This is a genomic window from Acidovorax sp. GW823-FHT01C06 (assembly GCF_058798375.1).
Window position 1 is genome coordinate 223,139 of record NZ_JBXAKN010000006.1, and the last position, 21,355, is coordinate 244,493.

The window sequence follows — 21,355 nt, forward strand, 5'->3', positions numbered from 1 at the left end:
CGCCCCCCTGGAGGGGCGCGCGCCGCACTGCGAATCCTTTTTTTCACTCCCGCCGCTCCATGACCCTCCGCATCGAAGGCCGCGCACGCTGGCCCGCCCTCATCCTGCTGTGCCTGGGCGAGCTCATGATCGTGCTCGACACCACCATCGTGAACGTCGCGCTGCCCAGCATCAAGGCCGACCTGGGCTTCACCGAAACGTCCCTGGTGTGGGTGGTCAACGCCTACATGCTCACCTTTGGCGGCTGCCTGCTGCTGGGCGGGCGGCTCGGGGACTTGTATGGCCACCGGCGGCTGTTCCTGGCGGGCATCACGCTGTTCACCCTCGCGTCGCTGGCCTGCGGGCTGGCCCATACGCAGGGGCTGCTGGTGGCGGCGCGCGCGGTGCAGGGCGTGGGCGGGGCCGTGGTGTCGGCCGTGGCGCTGTCGCTCATCATGAACCTGTTCACCGAGCCCGGCGAGCGCGCGCGGGCCATGGGGGTCTATGGTTTTGTCTGCGCCGGAGGCGGCAGCATTGGCGTGCTGCTGGGCGGCGTGCTCACCAGTGCGTTGAGCTGGCACTGGATCTTTCTGGTCAACATCCCCGTGGGCGCGGCCATCTACGCGGCCTGCCTGGTGCTGCTGCCGGGCGGCAAGGGGCATGCCCACGGCCAGCGGCTGGACGTGGCGGGCGCCGTCACCATCACCGCGTCGCTGATGCTGGCGGTGTATGCCATCGTCAATGGCAACGAGGCGGGCTGGGCCTCGCTGCAGTCGGTGGGGCTGCTGGGCGCCTCGGCCGCGCTGCTGGCGTTGTTCCTGTACATCGAATCGCACGTGGCCGCGCCCCTGGTGCCGCTGCCCTTGCTGCGCCAGCGTAACCTGGCCATCTCCAACGTGGTGGGCGTGCTGTGGGCCGCCGGGATGTTCGCGTGGTTCTTCTTGTCGGCGCTGTACATGCAGCTGGTGCTGGGCTACGACGCCATGCAGGTGGGCCTGGCCTTCCTGCCGTCCAATCTCATCATGGCGGGCTGTTCGCTGGGGCTGTCGGCCTGGGTGGTGATGCGCTACGGCATCCGCGGCACGCTGGGCTGGGGCCTGCTGCTGGCCGCCGTGGGCCTGGTGCTGTTCGCGCTGGCGCCCGTGGACGGCCGCTTCGTGCCGCATGTGCTGCCCGGCATGCTGCTGCTGGGCGTGGGGGCGGGCATCGCGCTCAATCCGCTGCTGCTGGCCGCCATGGGCGACGTGAAGCCCGAGGATTCGGGCCTGGCCTCGGGTGTGGTCAACACCGCGTTCATGATGGGCGGCGCGCTGGGCCTGGCGGTGCTGGCCAGCCTGGCCGATGCGCGCACCGGCGCGCTGCGCGAAGCGGGGGCATCGGCCCCGATGGCCCTGAACGGCGGCTACCAGCTGGCGTTCTGGGTGGCGGCCGCGGGCTCGCTGGCGGCGGCGCTGCTGGGTGGCCTGGTGCTGCGGCCCGCGCGGCCCCCGGCCGTGGGCGCGCAGGTGGTGGCTCACTAGGGGACAAAAAACGAACTGCTATCGAATAAATAGCTGTTGGCGCAATATCCATAAGCGCTGGCGCCCATTTCTTTCAAATTGCGAGCAAGGTGGGCCCGCCGGGATCGCCCCCACTGTCCTGCCTGGCGCACCGCACTGTTCCACCGGGCGCACTTCTGCTCAGGCACCATTGGCGCCATATTCCACTGGCATGCCGCCCGATCGTGGTGGTGCACAACACGAGGAGCCTTCGTATGTCGTCGTCCACACCTGCTGCAACCACCGCCCTGGTGCCCATCGTGCGCGCCCAGTTGCTGGGACCGCAGTGGCCCACGCTCGACCCGTTTCTTTTCTGCGCCCACCACGACGATGCCTATCCCGCGGGCAACGCCGCGTTCGGCCCGGCCGTGCCCATCGAAGACCGCCAGATCGGCAGCGACTTCAGCCGCAAGGACGGCTGGAGCATGTACCACGGCGACACCGTGCCCGGCTTTCCGGGCCACCCGCACCGGGGCTTCGAGACCGTGACGCTGGTGCGCAAGGGCCTGATCGACCATTCCGACTCGCTGGGCGCGGCCGCCCGGTTTGGCGGCGGCGACGTGCAGTGGGTCACGGCTGGCAAGGGCATCGTGCATTCCGAGATGTTCCCGCTGCTCAACGCCACCGAGCCCAACCCGCTGGAGCTGTTCCAGATCTGGCTGAACCTGCCCGCGCGCAACAAGATGGTGGAGCCGCACTTCACCATGCTGTGGAACGAGCGCATCCCGCGCCTGGTGCACCACGACGCCGCCGGCCGCGCCACCACGGTGACGGTGGTGGCGGGTGCCCTGCCCGGCGCGCCCGCGCCCCTGCCGCCACCCCCGGAATCCTGGGCCTCGCAGCACGAGGGCGACGTGGCCATTTGGACGCTGCGCCTGGAGCCGGGGGCCGAGTGGACCCTGCCTGCCGCCCAGGGCGAAGGCACGCAGCGCATGCTGTACTTCTTCGTGGGCGACAGCCTGCGCGTGGGCCCGCAGGACGTGGACCGCCACGCCGCGCTGCAGGTGCGCCCGCAAGAGGACTGGCTGCTGGCCAACACCGGCGCCACCACCGTGGAATGCCTGGTGCTGCAGGGCCGGCCGATTGGCGAACCCGTGGCGCAGTACGGCCCCTTCGTGATGAACACGCAGGCCGAGATCATGCAGGCCATGAACGACTACCGCCGCACCCAGTTCGGCGGCTGGCCCTGGGCCGAGCAGGACCCGGTGCACGGCACCGAGGCGCGGCGGTTTGCGCGCTACCCCGGCCAGGCCGAGGAAGAGCGCCCCGGCGAGGACGCGGCGGCGGCGCAGGCCTGAACACCTTCGCCCGGTGGGGTCGCGGGCGCGGCCGGGCGGGGTGCCTGGCCGCTCGTGGACAATCCAGGTTTTCGATGCGCGCAGCGCGGCCCGGGCGCCAGCCGGCGGGCAAGGCGCCGCGCCGCACCCCCTGACCCAAAGATGAAAGCGCAAGCCCAGCCATGAGCATCCCCATCACCAAAGACTCCGCCGTCACCCTCACCTACAAGGTCACCACGCCCCAGGGCAAGCCGCTGGATGCCGGCAACCTGTCGTACCTGCACGGCGGCTACGAAAACATCTTCCCCAAGGTCGAGTCCGCCCTCGAAGGCCAGTCCGTGGGCTTTGCCACCACGCTGGACCTCGCCGTGGAAGAGGCCTTCGGCGCGCGCGACGAAAGCCTGGTGCGCACCATCCCCAAGACCGAGTTTCCGCCCGGCGTGAAGGTCGGCGGCCAGCTGCAGGGCGTGGGCAGCGACGGCCAGCCCGCCGTGTTCAACGTGGTCAAGATCAAGGGCCCCGAAGTGCACCTGGACAGCAACCACCCGCTGGCGGGCCAGGCCCTGAAGTTCAGCTGCAAGGTGACCGATGTGCGCGCCGCCAGCGCCGAAGAAATTGCGCACCGCCATGTGCATGGCGCGCACGGGCACCAGCACTGACATGGAGGGTGGCGGCCGCCCACGCTGGCTGCGGCCTCGTGGGCCGGCCCCCGGGCAGGCCGAGGCCCGGCGTGGAGAGGGCTACAGCGCCTCCAGCACCGTCGCAATCCCCTGTCCGCCGCCAATGCACTGCGTGGCCAGTGCGTAGCGGCCCTTCTGGCGCTGCAGCAGCGCGGCCGCCTTGCCGGTGATGCGCGCGCCCGTGGCGCCCAGCGGGTGGCCGATGGCCAGGCCGCCGCCGTCGAGGTTGATCGTGTCCTCGCGCAGCCCGAGTTCGCGGATGCAGGCCAGCGCCTGCGAGCCGAAGGCTTCGTTGATCTCCACCACATCCATGTCGCTGGCCGAGAGCCCCGCGCGCGCCAGCGCCTTGCGCGTGGCGGGCACGGGGCCCATGCCCATGTAGGCCGGGTCCACGCCCGCCGTGGCCAGGGCGCGGATGCGCGCCAGGGGTGACAGTCCGTGCCGGGCGGCGTAGGCCTCGGTGGCCACGAGCACGGCCACGGCGCCGTCGGTCAGCGGCGACGAGGTGCCCGCCGTCACCACGCCGTCCTCGCGGAACGCGGGGCGCAGCGCGGCCAGCGCCCCGGGCGTGGTGCCGGGGCGGATGCAGCCGTCCTGCGCCACCACCTCGCCCGCGTCCAGCGCGATGGGCACGATCTCCGCCTGCAGCCGGCCGGCCTCGCGCGCGGCGGCGGCCTTGCGGTGCGATGACACGGCCATCGCCTCCTGGTCGGCGCGGGACACCGCGTACCGGCGTGCCACGTTCTCGGCCGTCTCGCCCATGCTGATGTAGGCGTCGCTGTGCTCATACAGCGCGGGGTGGGCCGAGAAGTTGAAGCCACCCTGCGGCACCATGCTCATCGACTCCACGCCGATGCACAGGTACGCCTCGCCCAGGCCCGCCTCGATCTGCGCGGCGGCGATGTGGATGGCCGACATGGACGAGCCGCAGAAACGGTTCACCGTCATGCCGCCCAGCGCGTGCGGCAGCCCCGCCAGCAGCGACACGATGCGCGCGATGTTGTTGCCCTGCGCGGCCTCGGGGTAGGCGCAGCCGGCGATCACGTCCTCTAGCGTGGCCGGGTCGATGCCGGTGCGCTGCAGCAGGCCCGTGACGACCTGCGCGGCCAGGGTGTCGGGCCGCACCCCCGCCAGCGCGCCCTTGCGCGCGAAGTGAAAGGGGGAACGGGCATAGGCGGAAATCAGTGCTTGCATGGCGGTGCCTTCCCTATTCCTGCGGATGGCGTGGCCGTGGGCGGAATCAGGCCGTGGCGGCGGCGGCGTGGCGCCGCGCCCGGCCAGGGGCGCGGGGAAGGGGACGTGGGGGTGGTCATGGGGGCTCCTGGAAGCGTGTTTTAGATGACGGTCATCACGTTTAAATTATATGACGACCATCATTTAAAATGTCAAGCTGGCGTTTTCGGGGCAACCGGCACAAAGGGGATCGGCGATGAAGGTGAGCAAGGAACAGATGGCGGAAAACCGCGAGCGCATCCTCGATGCGGCGGCGCGGTTGTTCCGCGAACGCGGGTTTGACGGCATCGGCGTGGCGGACCTCATGAAGAGCGCGGGGCTTACGCACGGCGGCTTCTACGGGCACTTCGCGTCCAAGGACGAGCTGATGGCGCAGGCCACGGCACGCGCGCTGGACGGGCTGCAATCGGCGTGGGCCGCGCTCGCGCGCGGCGCCGCGGCGCAGGGGCGGGATCCGCTCGCCGCGATCGAGTCGGCCTACCTGTCGCCGGGCCACCGCGATGCGCCGGGCCAGGGCTGCCTGCTCGCCGCGCTGGGCGGCGATGCGTCGCGCCAGGGGCCGGCCGTGCGCCGGGCCGTGACCGAAGGCATGCAGGCCCAGGTGGCGGGCCTGGCCACGCTGGTGCCCGGGCGCAGCAAGGCCGCCAGGCGCCAGCGCGCGCTGGCCGACTATGCCAGCCTCGTGGGCGCCCTGGTGCTGGCGCGGGCTGCGGACGACCCGCAGTTCTCCGACGAGATCCTGCAGGCCACGGCGGCGGCGCTGCGGCTGCCGGGGCATGCTGCGGACTGAGGGGCCGGAATGCTATTTATTTAATAGCTATTTCCGCCGGATGGACGGGCGTTGGCGGCCAAAATCATCGAGGTTGCCATGGTGGCCCGTCACCCCCGCCCGCCGCTGCGCCGCGCCAAGCCCCGCCCCTGCAGCACCGGCTCGGCCGCGAGCCGCCCGCGCGCGAATTCGACGAAGGCCCGCACCTTGGCGGGCGCGCGCCGTCCCGCGGGGTAGACGATGTGCACGGGCACCGGGTCGGGCTCGTGCTCGGCCAGCACCACGCGCAGGCGCCCGGCGCGCAGGCTGGCGGCGGCCTGGTAGGCCAGGCACCGGGTGAGCCCGAGGCCCGCCTCGGCGGCGGCGATGTCCACCTCGTTGCTGTTGCTGATCCAGGCCTGCTGCGGCATGCCCGTGGCGCCGCCCCGGAACTTCCAGGGCGCGGGCGCGCGCGCATCGAACGAAAAGGCGATCGCCCGGTGCTGCCCCAGTTCCTGCGGGTGGCGCGGCTCCCCATGCCGTGCGAGGTAGCCGGGCGACGCCACCACCATGCGCCGCAGCGCGCCCACCCGCAGCGCGGTCAGGCCCGAGTCCGGCAGGTGGGCGATGCGCACGGCCACGTCCATGTCCTCCTCCAGCAGGTGCACCAGCCGGTTCACGAACAGCGTGCGCGCCTGCACGCGGGGCTGGGCCTGCAGGAAGTCCAGCACGATGGGCGCCACGTGCTGGATGCCGAACATCTGCGGCGCGGTGATGGACAGCAGGCCCTGCGCCTCGGCCTGCGCGCCGCTGGCGGCCTGCTCGGCCTCCTGCAGGTCGTTCAGGATCGGGCGGCAGTCGGCCAGGAAGCGTTCGCCCGCCTCGGTCAGCCGCACCATGCGCGTGCTGCGCTGGAACAGCAGCACCGACAGGCGGGCCTCCAGCGCCGCGATGGCGCGGGTCACGGCCGTGGCCGAGCAGCCCAGGCGCCGCGCCGCCACGGCGAAGCCGCCCGCATCGGCCACGGCCACGAAGCAGCGCAGGGTGTCGAGATGGTCCATTGTTGCGGAAAATGCAATTTTGAAAGGCGAACTATGGCTATTCACGGCGGGATGCGCAATAGCTAACGTGGAGGCTTCTTTGTAGACCCCTCTCCAGGACCCACCGCCATGGCACCCACCTCCCCTTTGACGCTGTACCGCATGTCCATCTCGGGCCACTGCCACCGTGCCGAGCTGATGCTCTCGATGCTGGGCCTGCCCCACGCGCTGATCGACGTGAACCTGCTCGCCGGCGAACACCGGCAGGCCGCCCACCTGGCGCGCAACCCGCTGGGCCAGGTGCCCGTGCTGGTGGATGGCGACGTGGTGCTGTCCGACAGCAACGCCATCCTCGTGTACCTGGTGCAGCGTTACGCGCCCGGCAGCCACTGGCTGCCGCAGGACCCCGTGGGCCAGGCCGGCCTGCAGCGCTGGTTCAGCCTGGCGGCCGGCATGCTGGCCCCCGGGGCATCGAGCGCGCGTTTTGCCGCCCTCACGGGCCGCGAGCCCAGCGAGGCGGCGCTCGCCATCGGCCGCAGGCTCTTCGACTTCATGGAGCCCGCGCTTGACGGCCGCGACTGGCTGCTGGGCGGTGCCGCCCCCACGCTGGCCGACATCGCCATGGTGAGCTACACCTCGCAGGCGCCGATCGGCGGTTTGTCGCTCGCCACCTATCCGCGCATCGCGGCCTGGGTGGCGCGCATGGAAGCCCTGCCGGGCTATGTGCCGCTGGCGGACCGCCTGCCCGCCCCTGGCGCCATGGTGCCGGCATGAACGCCACGCCCGCCGCCGCCTTCCACGCGGGCGAGCAGGCCCTGCAGGAGCGCGTGGGCGTGCGCGAGCGCATGGCCGCCGTGGGGCCCCTGGTGCTGCGCGACCACATGCCCGACCAGCACCGCGAGCTGTTCGAAAAGCTGCCCACCTTGCTGCTGGGTACGCTCGACGACCAGGGCCAGCCCTGGGCCACCATGGTGGCCGGGCCGCCGGGCTTCGTGCACACGCCCGATGCCCGTGCCATGCACATGGCGGTGGTGCCCGATGCGGCCGACCCGGTGCTGGCCCAGTTGGTGCCCGGTGCGCCGGTGGGCGTGCTGGGCCTGGAGCCGCACACGCGCCGGCGCAACCGCATGAACGGGCGGGTGGCGTCGTTCGGCGCCCGCGGGCTGGAGGTGGACGTGGTGCAGAGCTTCGGCAACTGCCCCAAGTACATCCAGGCGCGTGCGCCCGGCCTGCGCGCGGTGGTCACGCCGCCGGCACCGGCCCAGGTGCTGGGTGCGGGGCTCGACGCCGCCGCGCGGGGCCTGATCGCGCGCAGCGACACGATGTTCATCGCCAGTGCTTCGGCGGCGCACCCGGGCGCAGGGCGCAATGAAGGCGTGGACGTGTCGCACCGTGGCGGCGAGCCGGGCTTCGTGCATGCCGAGCAAACGGCCGAGGGCCTGGTGCTCAGCCTTCCCGACTACCCTGGCAACCTGTTCTTCAACACCCTGGGCAATCTCGCGCTGCACCCGCAGGCCGGGCTGCTGTGGGTGGACTATGACGGCGGCGGCCTGCTGCACGTGGCCGCCCGCGCCGAGCTGCTCTGGGACGAGGCCCCGCGTGCGCGCTGGCCCGGCGCGCAGCGCGTGCTGCGGCTGCAGGTGCTGGGCGGCGTGTGGCGCGCACATGCGCTGCCCTGGCGCTGGACGGCCGCCGAGCCCGCGCCGCAGTTCAGCGCGATGCGTGCGCGTGCGACGGAGTGAGCGGCGCGATGGCCTTGCGCGGCGTGGTGGCCTCGGCCTGCACCATGCGCGCGCTGCGTTCGTGGGCGCCGCGCGCCAGCTCGGTGATCAGGGAGGCCTCGGGCAGGTTGTGCCAGTAGCGCTGCGGCATCTCCTTGCGCATCATGTCGGTCTTCAGGCGCGCGGGGTTGAAGATGTGGCGGTAGTAGGTGAGCCACAGCGCCTCGCCGGCGTCGGGCGGCGGCGCATCGCTGCGCTGGCCGCCCGGGCCGGTGTGCAGCGCCGTGCCATCCCAGCGCACGCTGGCATCGGGCGTGAGGATGGCCCAGCGCATCTGCGTGAAGCGCCGCACGAAGAAGCCCGCATTGGCCTCGGTGATGAAGTGGTCGGGCTCGAACCAGGCCACCTGCACGGTATGGCCTTCGGTGTCGGTCACGGGGCGAAAGCGCACGAAGGCGTGCATCTTGTGCATGTCGCGCGCCACGGCACGCACCATGTGGTGGGCCTGCAGGCGGTCGGCATCCAAGGGGTCGTGGCGCAGCCCGCGCTCGCGCACCAGGCGCCACAGCAGGCGGTACATGAGCGCGAAGCGCACCGGGTTGCGGTGCAGCACCAGGCGCTCGCACAGGCGCAGGAAATCCTCGGGCACCCGGGGCGCTGCGCCGCCCGCCGGGGACGGCAGCGGATCCACGGAGGATCCCGGTGGCGCGGGGCTGGCGAACAGGTCCTGCGCGGCCCCTTGCGCGGTGAACCACTGCACCTCCTGCGGCGGCACGCCGGCCTGCACCAGCGCGCGCGCGGCCCGGCGAAAGCCCGGCCAGTCGGTGGCATGTGCGAGGGTGATGGTGTGCAGGGCCATGGTGGCTTGCCTCAATCGAAAAGCTTGCGCTGCGCCGGCGGCGGGGCCATGCGCGCGGCCAGGTCGGCGGCGTCGAGCGCGCGGCCCGGCCGGTAGTCGGCGGCTTCCACGAAGGGCAGCACCTTCTGGAGCGGCACGTGCAGCCGCGCCAGGTCGGCGTGGCGCAGGCGGCGCACGCGGCGCGCGGCCAGCAGGCGGTCCACCGTCAACACGCCGAAGCCGGGCACGCGCAGCAGCAGCTCGCGCGGGGCGGTGTTCAGGTTCACGGGGAAACGCTCGCGGTGCGCGATGGCCCAGGCGAGCTTGGGGTCCATGTCCAGCGCCAGCATGCCGCCCTGGCCGGCGGGCACGATCTCGCCGTGCGCGAAGCCATAAAAGCGCATCAGCCAGTCGGCCTGGTACAGGCGGTGCTCGCGCACGGTGGGTGGCGCGACGAGCGGCAGCGCGCGCGCCGCGTCGGGGATGGGGCTGAAGGCCGAGTAGTACACGCGCCGCAGCCGGTGCACGCCGTACAGCCCGGCGCTGGTGGCCAGGATGGTGCGGTCGTCGGTGGCGTCGGCGCCGACGATCAGCTGCGTGCTCTGCCCGCCGGGCGCGAAGTGTGGTGCCGCCGCGCGCCGCGTGAGCGTGCGCCGGGTGGCGGACATCGACACCACCTGGGCGGCCTGCTGTTCCTTGCGCGCCTGCCGCGCGTCCTCGATGTGCACCGCCATGCGCGCCATGGAGCGCGCGATGGCCGCGCCGTCCTTCTGCGGCGCCAGGGCCGTGAGCCCTTCGGGCGTGGGCAGCTCCACGTTGATGCTCAGCCGGTCGGCATGGCGGCCCGCGCGCTCCATCAGCTCGGGCGAGGCATCGGGGATGGTCTTGAGGTGGATGTAGCCGCGAAAGTCGTGCTCCTCGCGCAGCACGCGCGCCACCTCCACCACCTGCTCCATGGTGTAGTCGGGGCTCTGGATGATGCCGCTGGACAGGAACAGCCCCTCGATGCAGTTGCGCCGGTAGAAGTCCAGCGTGAGCTGCACCACCTCCTGCACCGTGAAACGGGCGCGCGGCACGTTGCTGCTGACCCGGTTCACGCAGTACAGGCAGTCGTACTGGCAGAAGTTGGTGAGCAGGATCTTGAGCAGCGAGATGCAGCGGCCGTCCGGCGCGTAGCTGTGGCAGATGCCCATGCCCTCGGTGGAGCCCATGCCGCGCCCGCCCACCGAATCGCGCGGCGCCGCGCCGCTGGATGCGCACGAGGCGTCGTACTTGGCGGCGTCGGCCAGGATGGCGAGTTTGGACTGTAAATTCACTGTATGAATTTACAGTATTTTCCGATGCCCGACCAGCCTGCAGGGTGTCTTTGCTATTAAAAAAGTAGCTGTTCGCGCAGATGGATCAAGCGCTGGGCGCCAAAAAGGCTTGAAGCCTGTGGCTGCGCGGCCTCCCGTGCCAGCACCGCCGGGGTTCGCGGGCGGCGCGGGGTCCGCGAACCCCGGCGACCTGGGGAGCCGCTGGGCGGTGTAAGGTGGCCCACCGGCGCACTTCGGCCCGGCAGGAGGAACCCATGCCATCGCTCATCGCCTCAAGCCGGGCCATCCCCGGCCCCGGCTTGCCGGGGCTGCCCGCCGCCGCCTGCGCGATGTGGGGGTTCGAGGAATACCTGCCGCACACGGTGCGCCGCCTGGAGGTCGCGCACGCGGGCATCAAGCTGATCATCGGCTGGCACGCGGCTTACGGCGTCGGGCAGCCCGGCGGCGCCATGCAGCGGTACCAATCCCTGGTGGCGGGGCTCGGTGGCGGGCCGATGGTGACCGAGCACCTGGGAGCGCAGTCCTGCGTGGAAGTGACGCTGGCACCCTGGCTGGGCTTTCAGCTGTTCCATGGCAGTCCGGATGTGCTCTCGTGCCCGGTGGCCGAGCTGGCCGATGTGTGGGGCGGCACGGCCACGCGGCTGTCCGAGCAGTTGCACCACGCGCCGGATTGGCCCGCGCGGTTTGCCCTGGTGCAGCGGTGTCTACAGGGGGTGCTGGGCCGGTCGCGCCACACGGCGCAGGCCCCGGTGCGGCAGGCCTGGGCATTGCTCAGCGCGCAGCGCGGCAACCTGTCCATGTCTGCCCTGTGCCGCGCCGTGGGCTGGAGCGAGCGGCATCTGGCGCTGCAGTCCCGCAACCAGCTGGGGGATACACCCAAGCGCCTGGCGCGGCGGCTGCGCTTTGGCGCGGCCCAGCAGGCCCTGGGAGAGGTCACCGGGCCCGCGGGGATGGCGGACCTGGCGGATCTGGCCGCCCGCTGCGGATATGCCGACCAGAGCCACCTGAGCCGGGAGTTCCGGCACTTTGCCGGTTGCTCGCCAGCGGCCTATCAGCGCGCAGGCTGGGCCGATGTCCCGGGCAAGCCTGCCAGCCTGGTGGAGACGGCGTAGCCGGGGGGAGAGGACGGGGCCGCGGTCCGAGGCACCGGAACCCCCCAGGTCATTTTTCTTCAAGACGGACAGGCGCAAGCAGCCCAGACTGGCGAACCTGACCTGTTTTTTTCAGATGGAGCTTCCGATGCACGCCAACGTCTCATTCCTTGAAATTGGAGCCGAAAACGCCCTGGTTTCGCAGCAGTTTTTCAGCCACCTCTTTCAATGGGCCTTCGAGCCCACGGAGAAGGAGGGCGAGGGCTGGTTTCGCAATGGGAACATGAACGTCGGCCTGCATGGCGCAGACCCTGCGCGGGCCATCACCCCCTTCTTTGAAGTGGCCGATGCGACGCAGGCGGCCCAGCGTGTGCTGGCGCTGGGAGGGACCGTGCAGCCTCCGGGGCCGCAGGAGCCCGGCTTTGGCGTGTTTCTCATGTGCACGGACCCCGGCGGGGTCCGCTTTGGCCTGCACCAGCCGGCAGGGCGTTGAAGGCGGCGGCCAGCGTTCCTTGGAACCTGTTCGAGGTCTTGGTGGCGCCGCGCGCCTTCCTTGCCTGGATGGGATGCCAGTCGCGGTGGTCGGCCGCTAGCCCGCGCATCCAGAACCCCTGGGCAGGTTCTGGGCGCCTGGGCTGCCGTCCACCGTGCTACGCCGCCTCCAGCGCCATGACAGCGGTGGCGGTGTTCGAGATCGGGATGTGGTAGTTGCTGTGCACGCGGCGCACGCCCGGCGCGGCGGCGCTGAGCGCGCCGCGCATCGCCAGCCACATCAGCAGCTCCACGCCCTGGGTGCCCGTCTTCTCCACCAGCTCGTGCACGCTGAACTGCGTGGCCCATTCAGGGTTGGTGGTCAGGCTCTCGATGAACTGCAGGTCGAACGCCTTGTTGATGAAGCCCGCGCGCTCGCCGTCGAGCTGGTGGCTCAGGCCGCCGGAGGCCATCACCGCCACCTTCTTGTCGCTGTCCCAGCTCTGGATGGCCCGGCCCACGGCCTTGCCCAGCGCATAGCAGCGCTTGGCCGACGGCAGCGGGAACTGCACGGTGTTGATGCACACCGGCACCACCGTCACGGGGCAGTCGCCCTCGGGCCAGAAGAGCTTGAGCGGCAGCGTGCAGGCGTGGTCCACCAGCATCTCCTGGCAGGTGGTCACGTCGAACTCCTGGTCGATCAGCGTGTTGATGAGATGCCACGACAGGTCCACCTCGCCCGCGAACGGCGGCAGCGTGGGAATGCCCCAGCCCTCGTCGGCGTTGTGGTACTCGGCGGCGGCGCCCACGGCGAAGGTGGGCATCTTGTCCAGGAAGAAGTTCAGGCCGTGGTCGTTGTAGAACATCACGACCACATCGGGCTTGCGGGCCTGCAGCCACTGGCGGATGGGCGGAAAGCCGTCGAAGAAGGGTTTCCAGTAGGGCTCGTTCTGCAGGCCCTTGTGGATGGCGCCGCCAATGGCGGGGATGTGCGAGGTGCCGAGGCCGCCGATGAGTTGTGCCATGTGATGTCTCCTTATTGGCCTGCGGCCACGAGCATGGCCTTGAATTCGTCCTTGGTCATGCCCGTCTGCTGCGCGCCGATGTCCTGCATGTCGAGCTTGAAGATGCCCGCGAACTTGGCCAGGTAGTAGGCGTTGCCGCCCGCCGCGATGAGCTGCAGCACGTTCCTGGCGCGGATGGCGGCGGCCTGCTGCGCGTTCAGGCCGTACTGCTTCATGTAGGCCTCCTCGTCCTCGGCGAAGGCCTTGCGGTTGGCCTCGTCGTTGAACGAGAAGCACATCTTGTTGAGCGCATAGCCCTTGCGGGCCTGGGCGCCGTCGAACGGCGTGGTGCCCGGGATGGGGTGCGGCGGGGTGGGTTTCGTGGTCACGATGTCTCCGTGGCTTGATGTAGGTCAGGCCGCAGTGTCGGGCGTGCATTGCCAAAGATGAAGGGGGCAAAGATCATCGAACGCATGAGCAGAATCGATGATTGGTCCGGCCTGGACGCCCACCTGCTGCAACTGCTGGTGGCGGTGCTGGAAACCGGCAGCATCACCGCCGCCGCCGCCCGCCTGGGCGTCACGCAGTCGGCGGTGAGCCACCTGCTGGGCAAGCTGCGCGCCATCACGGGCGACCCGCTGTTCGTCAAGCGGGGGCGGGGTATCGTGCCCACCGCGCGGGCCGAAAGCCTGGCGGCGCCGGCGCGCGAGCTGCTGCGCCAGATGCAGCAGTTCGCGCAGGGCTGCGCGTTCGACCCTGCCCGCTGGCGGGCCGACCTGACCCTGGCCGCCAACGATTTCCAGCGCGACCTGCTGCTGCCGCCCCTGGCCGCCCGCCTGCGCGAGGCCGCGCCCGATGTCACGCTGCGCATCGTGCCCAGCGGCGCGCCCGGCGCGGACCTGCTGCGCTCGGATGCATGCCAGCTGGCCGTCACCCCGCGCCCGCCGGACGGCACCGACATCCTGCAAAAGCGCCTGTTCGAGGACCAGTACCGGGTGTTTTACGACCCTGCCGTGCGCGAGGCGCCGCGCGACGCGCAGGACTATCTCGCGGCGGCGCATGTGACGGTGGCCTATGAGGCGCACCGCGGCCTGGCGCTGGACCGCCAGCTCGCGGCCCGCGGCCTGCACCGCCGCTTCGCGGTGCGCGTGCCGGGCTTCGGGGCGCTGCCCGCGTTCGTGCGCGGCACGCCGCTGCTCACCACCGCCCCCTCGCTGCTGGGCCGCACGGCGCTCTCGGCGCTGGCCAGCGCGCCCGTGCCGGTGCCTTGCCCGCGCCTGCCGATGTACTTGGTCTGGCACGCGCGCTACCAGCAGGATGCGGCGCACCGCTGGCTGCGGGCGCAGATGGAGGATGTGGTGGGGGCGGCCCTGGCCGGCGGCCCGGGCGCCGAGGTCAAGGCCGGGCAAGCCGTGCGGGCGCAGCCCGCCTGAGGCGCCGCGCCCGGGCGCGGCGTGCGCTCACTCCCGGGTCCTGTGCAGCGCCTGCCGCAGCATCCGCGTCGCCCGGTCGCGGATGCGCAGGGGGCCGCGGTGCGGCGGGGGGTTGGCCTTGGCCAGCGCACAGGCGGACAGGAAGTCGTCGAGGATGGCGGTGTCGTCCAAGGTGTCCGCGCCCACCTTGTGAAATTCCGGATGCCACTGCGTGGCGGCGATGTAGCCGCGCCCTGGCGCGGGCTTCAGGCGGATCGCTTCGGGCACGCCGTCGGGTTCGCTCAGGGCCTCGACGACAAAATCCGGCGCCACCCGCTTGATGCCCTGGTGGTGGATGCTGTTGACGCGGGCGCGGGGCGTGTCGGGATACAGCTTGGCCAGGTGCGAGTCCGGCACGATATGGATGTCGTGGAAATGCTGGTCGTACGTGGTCGCGTTGCGGTGCTCCAGCGCCCCGGGGTGCTGGGTCTGCAGGTCCTGGTAGAGCGCACCGCCAAACGCCACGTTGATCAGCTGCAGGCCCCGGCAGACGCCGAAGATGGGCTTGCGCACCTCGGCGAACGCTTTCACCACGGCCAGGTCGTACAGGTCGCGCACCCGGTCGCCCAGCCACTCCTCGCGCAGCGGTTCCTCGCCGTAGTTGCCCGGCCAGACGTCGGCGCCGCCGTGCATGACCACGCCGTCGAGCCAGTCGGCGTAGTGCGCGAGCGTCACGTCGCCGCGCGCCGTCTCGCCCGTGGGACAGGGCACCATCACGACCATCGCGCCGGCGGACATGAGCCAGTGCGCGATGGACTGCTCGACATACTGCAGCGTCTTGCCGGTGAAAAGCGGGCGGGTGGGGTCGGCATGCTGGAAACAGGCGGACAGACCAATCTTGAGGCGGCGGGAAGCGGGCATGGTGGAAGGCTCCGGGCGGTACGCAAATGGTGTGCACCCGGTGCGATGCAAGGGGTATGCCAATTTGTAGCACCGACCCCGCACGGCGTCTGTAGGAAGGGGCCGTGCGGGGTGGTGCGCGATCCCCGGGCCGTGACTTGATGCTGCGAAATGTGGCTTTCTTCATGAAAATGCAAGCGCATGCAGCGTGAAGGCGGGGGGCTGCGGGGCCGGGGCTCGTGATAATTTCTGCACGCCGGGCGCCAGGGAGGTTGCGCCCGGCGGGTGCCATTCCAGCCTTCCCCGAAAGTCCACGACATGCCCCACAAGAAGAATTGCCTGCCCGCCCTCACGGCGCTGGCCGCGTTGACCGCCCTGGCCTGGCCGCTCTCCGGCCACGCGGCCGTGCCCGCGGGCGCGGCCGCGGAGATCATCAGCCTGCAGGGTACGGGCGACCAGCGCGCCGCGGCCGCCGCCGACTGGCAGCCCGCCCGCCCCGCCCAGGCCCTGGCCACGGGCGACTTCGTGCGCACGCGCCAGGCCGCCAAGATGGCCCTGCTGTTCGCCGACGACACGCAGCTGCGCCTGCACCAGAACACCGTGCTGCAGGTCAAGGGCGTGGCCACGCCGGCCCAGCCCGTGACCACCCTGCTGCTCAACGCCGGGCGCGCGTGGACGCAGACGCGCCGGGCCGATGGCAGCCGGCTGAACCTGGAGACGCCGGCCGCCACCGCCGCGATCCGCGGCACGGACTGGGACCTCGCCGTGGAGGACGATGGCCGCACGCTGCTCACCGTGCTGTCGGGCACGGTGGAGTTCTCCAATGCGCAGGGCCAGGTCTCGGTGGGCGCCAACGAGGCCGCCATCGCCGAAGTGGGCAAGGCCCCCGTCAAGCTCGTGCTGAGCCAGCCGCGCGACCGCATCCAGTGGGTGAACGCCCTGCGCGCCGACCCCGTGCCGCACCTCGCCGCCGAGCCCGTGCCGCCGCCGCTCGCGCCGGTGCGCGCCGCGCTGGCCGCCCGGGATCTGGCCACCGCCCGCGCCGCGCTGGCGCAGGCGCGGGGCCAGGCGCCCGCACCGTGGGCGGCGGTGATGGACGCCGCCATCGCGCTGCAGTCCGGCGAGGTGCTGGCCGCTCGCGAACTGCTGGCGCGCCAGCTCGCCGCCGCCGCGCCGGCCGCCGCCCCGCTGCCCGCGTGGCTGATGCAGTCGGACCTGCAGCTCATGGACGGCGATGGTGCCGCCGCCGCGCAGACCCTGCGCACGGCGTTGCAGCACTGGCCCGCGCACCCCGCGCTGGTGGCCCAGCTGGCCCGGGCGCAGATGCTGAGCGACCGCGTGGAGGACGCCACGGCCACGCTGGCCCCGGCGCAGGGCACCGCGCACGCGGAGATCGCCCTGGTGCGCGCCGAGCTGGCCCGCCGCCGGGGCGATGCGCCCGCCACGCTGGCGGCCTACACCGAGGCCACGCGGCTGGCCGGGGGCGACGCGCGCGGCTGGCAGGGCCTGGGCAGCGCGCACACGGAGCGCGAGGACTCCGGCCCGGCCCGCGCCAGCCTGAAGCAGGCCCTGGCGCTCGCGCCGCAGAGCCCGGGCGCCTGGGGCGAACTGGGCACGCTGGAGACCTTCGCCAACCAGTTCACGGAGGCGGGCCAGGCATTCAACACGGCGCTCGGCGAGAACCCGGCGGACTATGTGGCGCTCACGGGGCAGGGGCTGCTGCACCTCAAGCAGGGCCAGCCGCAGGCCGCGCTCGACGTGTTCCTGCGCGCCGGGGTGATGGAGCCCCGCTACGCGCGCGCCAAGACCTGGACGGCCGTGGCGTACTACCAGCTCGGCCGCCACCAGGATGCCCTGGCCACGCTGCACCAGGCCAGCGCCCTGGACGACAAGGACCCCGTCCCGTACATGCTGCTCGCGCAGATCCACACCGACCTGTTCCAGCCTGGCGAGGCCGTGGAGGCGGCCCGCGCCGCCGTCGAACGCATGCCCTATCTCAAGTCCCTCAACCAGGTGGCCAATGACCAGAAGGGCAGCGCCAACCTGGGCGCCTCGCTCGCGTTCTTCGGCATGGAGGACTGGGCGCTGGAGCTGGCGCAGCAGAGCTTCTACCCGTACTGGGGCGGCAGCCACCTGTTCCTGGCGGACCGCTACCCGGGCGAGTTCAACAAGAACTCGGCGCTGTTCCAGGGCTTCCTCACGGACCCGATGGCGTTTGGCGCGAGCCAGCGGTATTCGTCGCTGCTGCAGCAGCCGGGCGCGCACGGGGCCGTGGGGGTGACGCTGGACAAGGACCTGTACCGCATGCGGGCGCCCGCGGTCACCCTCAACGGCATGGACAACACCCACGTGCCCGTGTCGTGGTTCTTCAAGGCGCAGTCGGCCAATGCCAGCGAGTTTCCGTTCGATCTGCAGGTCAACGATGCCCCGGCCGTGCGGGGCGGCTATGGCGACGTGCGCGCACGCGCGGTCACGGTGGGCGCAGGCATGCAGCCCACCGAGCGCATCAACCTGTTTGCCTATGTGAACCAGTTCGACATGCGCCTGCGCAGCCAGAACCTGTTCGAGACCTCCATGGACAACAAGAGCACCCAGGGCGCCCTGGGCATGTCCTACCGCTGGGGGCCGACCGAGCAGACCTGGATCAAGCTGGGGCGCAGCGTGGAGGACATCCTGCTGCTGCGCTACCCCACGCTGTATCTGCAGCCGCCCTTCGTGAGCCTGATGGGCGTGAGCAGCGAACCCAAGAAACAGTTCACCGACCTGCAACTGCGCCATACGGTGGACACCGCGCCCGGCAGCCGCTGGAGCGTGGCGCTGGAGCACGTGCGCGAACGCCAGAACAACCTGATCGGGGGCGAGGCGGCCGTGGGCGCCAACATCCCGGGCGTGGGCGAGTACCGCGACTACCTGCTGGTGGGCGGGTACAACCGCGTGGACCGGCGCTACACCGCCCTGACCCTGGCCACGACCCAGCGCCTGGACCCCGCGCTGAACCTGGATGCGGCGCTGGGCCTGCAGCAGATACGCCACCGCGTCGATGGCCTGACGCAGAGCTACCTGGTGAATCTGGACCACTTCAGCGAGGAGGAGGCGCGCCGCGCCGAGATGGAACGCGTGGTCACGCCGCGCGTCGGCCTCGTCTGGCAGCCAGCGCAGGGCACCACGGTGCGCATGGCTTATCAGGATTGGCTGCGCCCGCTCAGCGTATCGACGCTCACCAGCGTGGAAACGGCGGGGATTCCCGTCGAGGACCGTCTGGTCGAGGCCGGCGGCCGCCACAAGCGCACCGTGGCGCAGGTGGGCCTGGAGCTGGGTGCGAGCACCTTCCTGAACCTGCGCGCGGACCACCTGCGCGTGCGCAACCCCGGCACCGTGGGCGTGGACCTGCGCACGCCCAGCCTGCCGTTCCTCGAAGAAATGCGCAACGCGCAGCTCGTCAACCTCTCGACCACCGACCTGCTGGAAGACACGCCCAGCTTCGACTCCGGCACGCTCAAGACCCTGGGCGCGGGCCTCAACCACATGTTCAGCCGGCGCTGGTCGGGCTATGCCAAGTACCTCTACCAGGGCAGCGAAAGCCGCAGCCACGACGCGGACGTGCCCGTGGGCCGCATCCCCTACATCCCGCGCCACACGCTGGCGGTGGGCGCCACCTGGGCCAGCCCGCAGCGGCTGTACCTGAGCGGCCGCGCGGTGTACCGGTCGGAGCGCTTCGAGGACAAGGAGAACCTCACGCGCATCGCGCCGGGCTGGGGCGTGGACCTCATGGGATTCTGGGAATCGCAGGACAAGCACTGGGTCGTGGGTGTGGCCGCCATGAACCTGTGGGCGCCGAAGTCGGACCGCAGGAAGACCCGCTATGTCCTGGACGCGCGCTACCGCTTCTGAGCCTGCCGCGCCCACCGCGCGGCGCCGGCAGCGGCTGCTGTCGCTGGGGGCCTGCGCGCTGGCGCTGCTGCTGGTGGGCGCCGCCACGCTCAGCCGCCCGTGGCACGCGCTGGAGTTCAAGACCTTCGACGTGCTCACGGCCCTGGCCGCGCCGCAGCGTCCGGGCCTGCCCGTGGTGATCCTGGCGATCGACGAACCCACCTTCCAGGAACTGCAGCAGACCTGGCCGTTCCCGCGCGGCACGCATGCGGCCCTGCTGCGGCGCCTGCACGCGGAGGGCGCCGCCGCCGTGGGCCTGGACATCGTGTTCGCCGACCCGTCCACCGAGGCGCAAGACGCCGCCCTGGCGCGCAGCATCGCCGAGACCGGCCCCGTGGTCCTGGCCGCCACCCGCGAGAAGATCGACAGCGCCAACGCCGCGCTGTGGATGGACGTTCTGCCGCTGCAGCGTTTTCTGGACGCCGGTGCCGATGCGGGCGATGCCGGCGTGGAGCCGGACGACGACTTCGTGGTGCGCCGCGCCCCGGTGGCGCGCGAGAGTTTTGCGCTGCGCCTGGCGCAGCGCGCGGCCGAGGCGCGCGGCCAGATGCCGGTGCTGCGCCACTTCGACTGGATTGGCTACCGGGGTCCGCGTGGCACCTTTGACACGCGCTCGTACTACCAGGCGCTGGAGCCGGGCCTGCTGCCCGCGGGCTTCTTCAAAGGCAAGATCGTGCTGGTGGGGCGCTCGGCGCGCACGGCCACCGAGCTCACGCGCTCGCAGGCCGATCTCTTCAATTCGCCGTTTGGCACGGCGGGGGGCGAGCGGCTGTTCCCGGGGGTGGAGCTGCAGGCCACGCTGGTGGACAACTTCCTGTCCGGCGGCGGGCTGCGCAGCGTTTCGGAGGGCTGGACGCTCGCGCTCACCGCCTTGCTGGTGCCCGTGCTGCTGTGGGGCAGCCGCCGCCTGCACCCGGCGGGCGCGGCGGCGCTCACGGGGGCGCTGGTGGTGGCGATGGGGGCGGTGTCGTGGTGGCTGTTCGCCGGTTTTCGCCTCTGGTGGCCGCCGCTGCTGCCCGCCGCGGCCGCGGTGGCCGTCTACGGCGCGGCCGCGCTCGTGGGCTTTGCCATCGTGCGCCAGCGGGCCCGCCAGACGCGGGCGATGTTCGCGCAGTACGTGCCCCCCGCCGTGGTCTCGCGCCTCATCGCGCAGCCCGGGCTGATGCGCCTGGGCGGCGAGGCGCGCGAGGTGACGCTGATGTTCACCGACCTGGCCAACTTCACCACCTTGTCCGAGCAGCTGAGCGCGGAGCAGACCGTGGAGGTCCTCACCGGCTATTTCAACGCGATGACGCCCATCGTGCATGCCAGCGGCGGCACGGTGGACAAGTTCATCGGCGATGCCGTGATGGCGTTCTGGGGCGCGCCGCTGGACGACCCGCAGCATGCCTTGCATGCGGTGCAGGCGGCCATCGCCATGCAGCAGGCGATGCAGGCGCTGGTGGCCGACCTCGTGGCGCGGGGGCTGCCGCCCATCCACATGCGCATCGGCCTGCACACGGGGCGGGTGGTCGTGGGCAACGTCGGGTCGGAACAGCGCTTTTCGTACACCGCGATCGGCGACGCGGTGAACCTCGCGGCCCGGCTGGAGGGCGCCAACAAGGCGTTTGGCACGGGCATCCTGCTGTCGGCCGCCACGGCCGCGCAGTTGCCCGCCTCGGTGGCGCTGCGCGCGCTGGACGATGTGATCGTCAAGGGCAAGACCGAGCCGGTGCGCGTGTTCACGCCCTGCGACGATGCCGTGGTGCGCGATGCCAGCCTGGCGGCGCTGGACGCCTTCCATGCGCGCGACTGGGAGCGCGCCAATGGCCATCTGGCGCAGGTGCTGGCGCGCGTGCCCGGTGATGCGGCGGCGCTGCGCCTGCAGGAGCGCGTGGCCCTGGCGCGCGCCTTGCCCGCTGGCGGCGACTGGTCGCCCGCCGTGGCGCTGGACAAGTTGTGAGGATGTTTTGACATGTATTCACCGGGGACATGGCCCGCGGTGCCATCATGGGGTCAGGAGCCTGTCTGACCTGGAGCGTCGAAGCGAAGATTGGCCCAGCGAGGATGGTTTTGCTGGATTTGCAGCCCCATGGCCGAGCCATGGGGCCAAAGACGGTAAAAAAATGGACCGCTGCGGCCAATCCGCAGCCGACGATTCCCAGTCAGACAGGTTTCTCAAGCAACGTCATCTGAAA

Annotated in this window: 18 protein-coding genes; 11 read left to right on the plus strand and 7 right to left on the minus strand. The window is 71.3% G+C overall.

What is annotated here, in order from left to right; all coding sequences use genetic code 11:
• Window positions 1-59: 59 nt before the first annotated feature.
• The 3 genes from AC1RCS_RS14805 to AC1RCS_RS14815 all read left to right on the plus strand — a co-directional run bounded on the left by AC1RCS_RS14805 (window position 60) and on the right by AC1RCS_RS14815 (window position 3,453).
• On the plus strand, window positions 60-1,499 hold the full coding sequence (locus AC1RCS_RS14805; RefSeq protein ID WP_492245231.1) for an MFS transporter: 1,440 nt from the start codon (window positions 60-62) through the stop codon (window positions 1,497-1,499).
• A gap of 233 nt (window positions 1,500-1,732) precedes the next feature.
• Window positions 1,733-2,815 (plus strand): pirin family protein, encoded by a 1,083-nt coding sequence (locus AC1RCS_RS14810; protein ID WP_218341744.1) that lies wholly within the window; start codon window positions 1,733-1,735, stop codon window positions 2,813-2,815.
• A gap of 161 nt (window positions 2,816-2,976) precedes the next feature.
• Window positions 2,977-3,453: an FKBP-type peptidyl-prolyl cis-trans isomerase gene (locus AC1RCS_RS14815; RefSeq protein ID WP_492245232.1), complete on the plus strand. Its 477-nt coding sequence runs from the start codon at window positions 2,977-2,979 to the stop codon at window positions 3,451-3,453.
• A gap of 81 nt (window positions 3,454-3,534) precedes the next feature.
• Here the strand turns inward: AC1RCS_RS14815 and AC1RCS_RS14820 are convergent, their stop codons facing one another.
• A complete protein-coding gene (locus AC1RCS_RS14820; RefSeq protein ID WP_218341746.1) occupies window positions 3,535-4,668 on the minus strand; it encodes a thiolase family protein in 1,134 nt (377 codons plus the stop codon).
• A 235-nt stretch (window positions 4,669-4,903) separates the two neighbouring features.
• On the opposite strand from AC1RCS_RS14820, the gene AC1RCS_RS14825 reads away from it, so the two are divergent.
• Window positions 4,904-5,497, plus strand: coding sequence for a TetR/AcrR family transcriptional regulator (locus AC1RCS_RS14825; protein WP_218341747.1), 594 nt, complete (start codon window positions 4,904-4,906; stop codon window positions 5,495-5,497).
• A gap of 89 nt (window positions 5,498-5,586) precedes the next feature.
• On the opposite strand, the gene AC1RCS_RS14830 is transcribed toward AC1RCS_RS14825, so the two are convergent.
• Window positions 5,587-6,516 carry a LysR family transcriptional regulator gene (locus AC1RCS_RS14830; RefSeq protein ID WP_218298062.1) on the minus strand — a complete coding sequence of 310 codons (930 nt, stop codon included), beginning with the start codon at window positions 6,514-6,516 and terminating at the stop codon, window positions 5,587-5,589.
• Between the two features lie 108 nt (window positions 6,517-6,624).
• Between AC1RCS_RS14830 and AC1RCS_RS14835 the strand changes: the two genes are divergently transcribed.
• The gene (locus AC1RCS_RS14835) at window positions 6,625-7,269 is read left to right on the plus strand and encodes a glutathione S-transferase family protein (RefSeq protein ID WP_218298061.1); all 645 of its coding nucleotides are present in this window, start codon (window positions 6,625-6,627) and stop codon (window positions 7,267-7,269) included.
• Window positions 7,266-8,237, plus strand: a complete 972-nt coding sequence (locus AC1RCS_RS14840) for a flavin-nucleotide-binding protein (RefSeq protein WP_492245233.1) — start codon at window positions 7,266-7,268, stop codon at window positions 8,235-8,237. The genes AC1RCS_RS14835 and AC1RCS_RS14840 overlap by 4 nt, the downstream gene beginning before the upstream one ends.
• Here the strand turns inward: AC1RCS_RS14840 and AC1RCS_RS14845 are convergent.
• Both AC1RCS_RS14845 and AC1RCS_RS14850 read right to left on the minus strand, forming a co-directional pair.
• Window positions 8,206-9,075: a TIGR03915 family putative DNA repair protein gene (locus AC1RCS_RS14845; protein ID WP_492245234.1), complete on the minus strand. Its 870-nt coding sequence runs from the start codon at window positions 9,073-9,075 to the stop codon at window positions 8,206-8,208. The genes AC1RCS_RS14840 and AC1RCS_RS14845 overlap by 32 nt on opposite strands.
• Window positions 9,076-9,086: 11 nt before the next feature.
• Window positions 9,087-10,370 (minus strand): putative DNA modification/repair radical SAM protein, encoded by a 1,284-nt coding sequence (locus tag AC1RCS_RS14850; RefSeq protein WP_492245235.1) that lies wholly within the window; start codon window positions 10,368-10,370, stop codon window positions 9,087-9,089.
• Window positions 10,371-10,624: 254 nt separating this feature from the next.
• Between AC1RCS_RS14850 and AC1RCS_RS14855 the strand changes: the two genes are divergently transcribed.
• Together AC1RCS_RS14855 and AC1RCS_RS14860 are read left to right on the plus strand one after the other, a co-directional pair.
• Window positions 10,625-11,482, plus strand: a complete 858-nt coding sequence (locus AC1RCS_RS14855) for a helix-turn-helix domain-containing protein (RefSeq protein WP_492245236.1) — start codon at window positions 10,625-10,627, stop codon at window positions 11,480-11,482.
• Between the two features lie 127 nt (window positions 11,483-11,609).
• Window positions 11,610-11,954, plus strand: a complete 345-nt coding sequence (locus AC1RCS_RS14860) for a VOC family protein (protein ID WP_218298057.1) — start codon at window positions 11,610-11,612, stop codon at window positions 11,952-11,954.
• 157 nt (window positions 11,955-12,111) lie between these two features.
• Here AC1RCS_RS14860 and AC1RCS_RS14865 read toward each other — a convergent pair whose 3' ends face one another.
• Together AC1RCS_RS14865 and AC1RCS_RS14870 are read right to left on the minus strand one after the other, a co-directional pair.
• Window positions 12,112-12,957: a class III extradiol dioxygenase family protein gene (locus tag AC1RCS_RS14865; RefSeq protein WP_492245237.1), complete on the minus strand. Its 846-nt coding sequence runs from the start codon at window positions 12,955-12,957 to the stop codon at window positions 12,112-12,114.
• An 11-nt stretch (window positions 12,958-12,968) separates the two neighbouring features.
• A complete protein-coding gene (locus AC1RCS_RS14870) occupies window positions 12,969-13,328 on the minus strand; it encodes a protocatechuate 4,5-dioxygenase subunit alpha (protein WP_492245275.1) in 360 nt (119 codons plus the stop codon).
• Between the two features lie 72 nt (window positions 13,329-13,400).
• Here AC1RCS_RS14870 and AC1RCS_RS14875 point away from each other — a divergent pair, with 72 nt between their 5' ends.
• The gene (locus AC1RCS_RS14875) at window positions 13,401-14,369 is read left to right on the plus strand and encodes a LysR family transcriptional regulator (RefSeq protein WP_492245276.1); all 969 of its coding nucleotides are present in this window, start codon (window positions 13,401-13,403) and stop codon (window positions 14,367-14,369) included.
• Window positions 14,370-14,396: 27 nt separating this feature from the next.
• Here the strand turns inward: AC1RCS_RS14875 and AC1RCS_RS14880 are convergent, their stop codons facing one another.
• The gene (locus AC1RCS_RS14880) at window positions 14,397-15,269 is read right to left on the minus strand and encodes a gamma-glutamyl-gamma-aminobutyrate hydrolase family protein (protein WP_218298053.1); all 873 of its coding nucleotides are present in this window, start codon (window positions 15,267-15,269) and stop codon (window positions 14,397-14,399) included.
• A gap of 297 nt (window positions 15,270-15,566) precedes the next feature.
• Here AC1RCS_RS14880 and AC1RCS_RS14885 point away from each other — a divergent pair, with 297 nt between their 5' ends.
• Both AC1RCS_RS14885 and AC1RCS_RS14890 read left to right on the plus strand, forming a co-directional pair.
• A complete protein-coding gene (locus AC1RCS_RS14885; RefSeq protein ID WP_492245238.1) occupies window positions 15,567-19,139 on the plus strand; it encodes a TonB-dependent receptor domain-containing protein in 3,573 nt (1,190 codons plus the stop codon).
• On the plus strand, window positions 19,111-21,120 hold the full coding sequence (locus tag AC1RCS_RS14890; RefSeq protein WP_492245239.1) for a CHASE2 domain-containing protein: 2,010 nt from the start codon (window positions 19,111-19,113) through the stop codon (window positions 21,118-21,120). Before AC1RCS_RS14885 ends, AC1RCS_RS14890 begins: the two co-directional genes overlap by 29 nt.
• Window positions 21,121-21,355 lie beyond the last annotated feature (235 nt).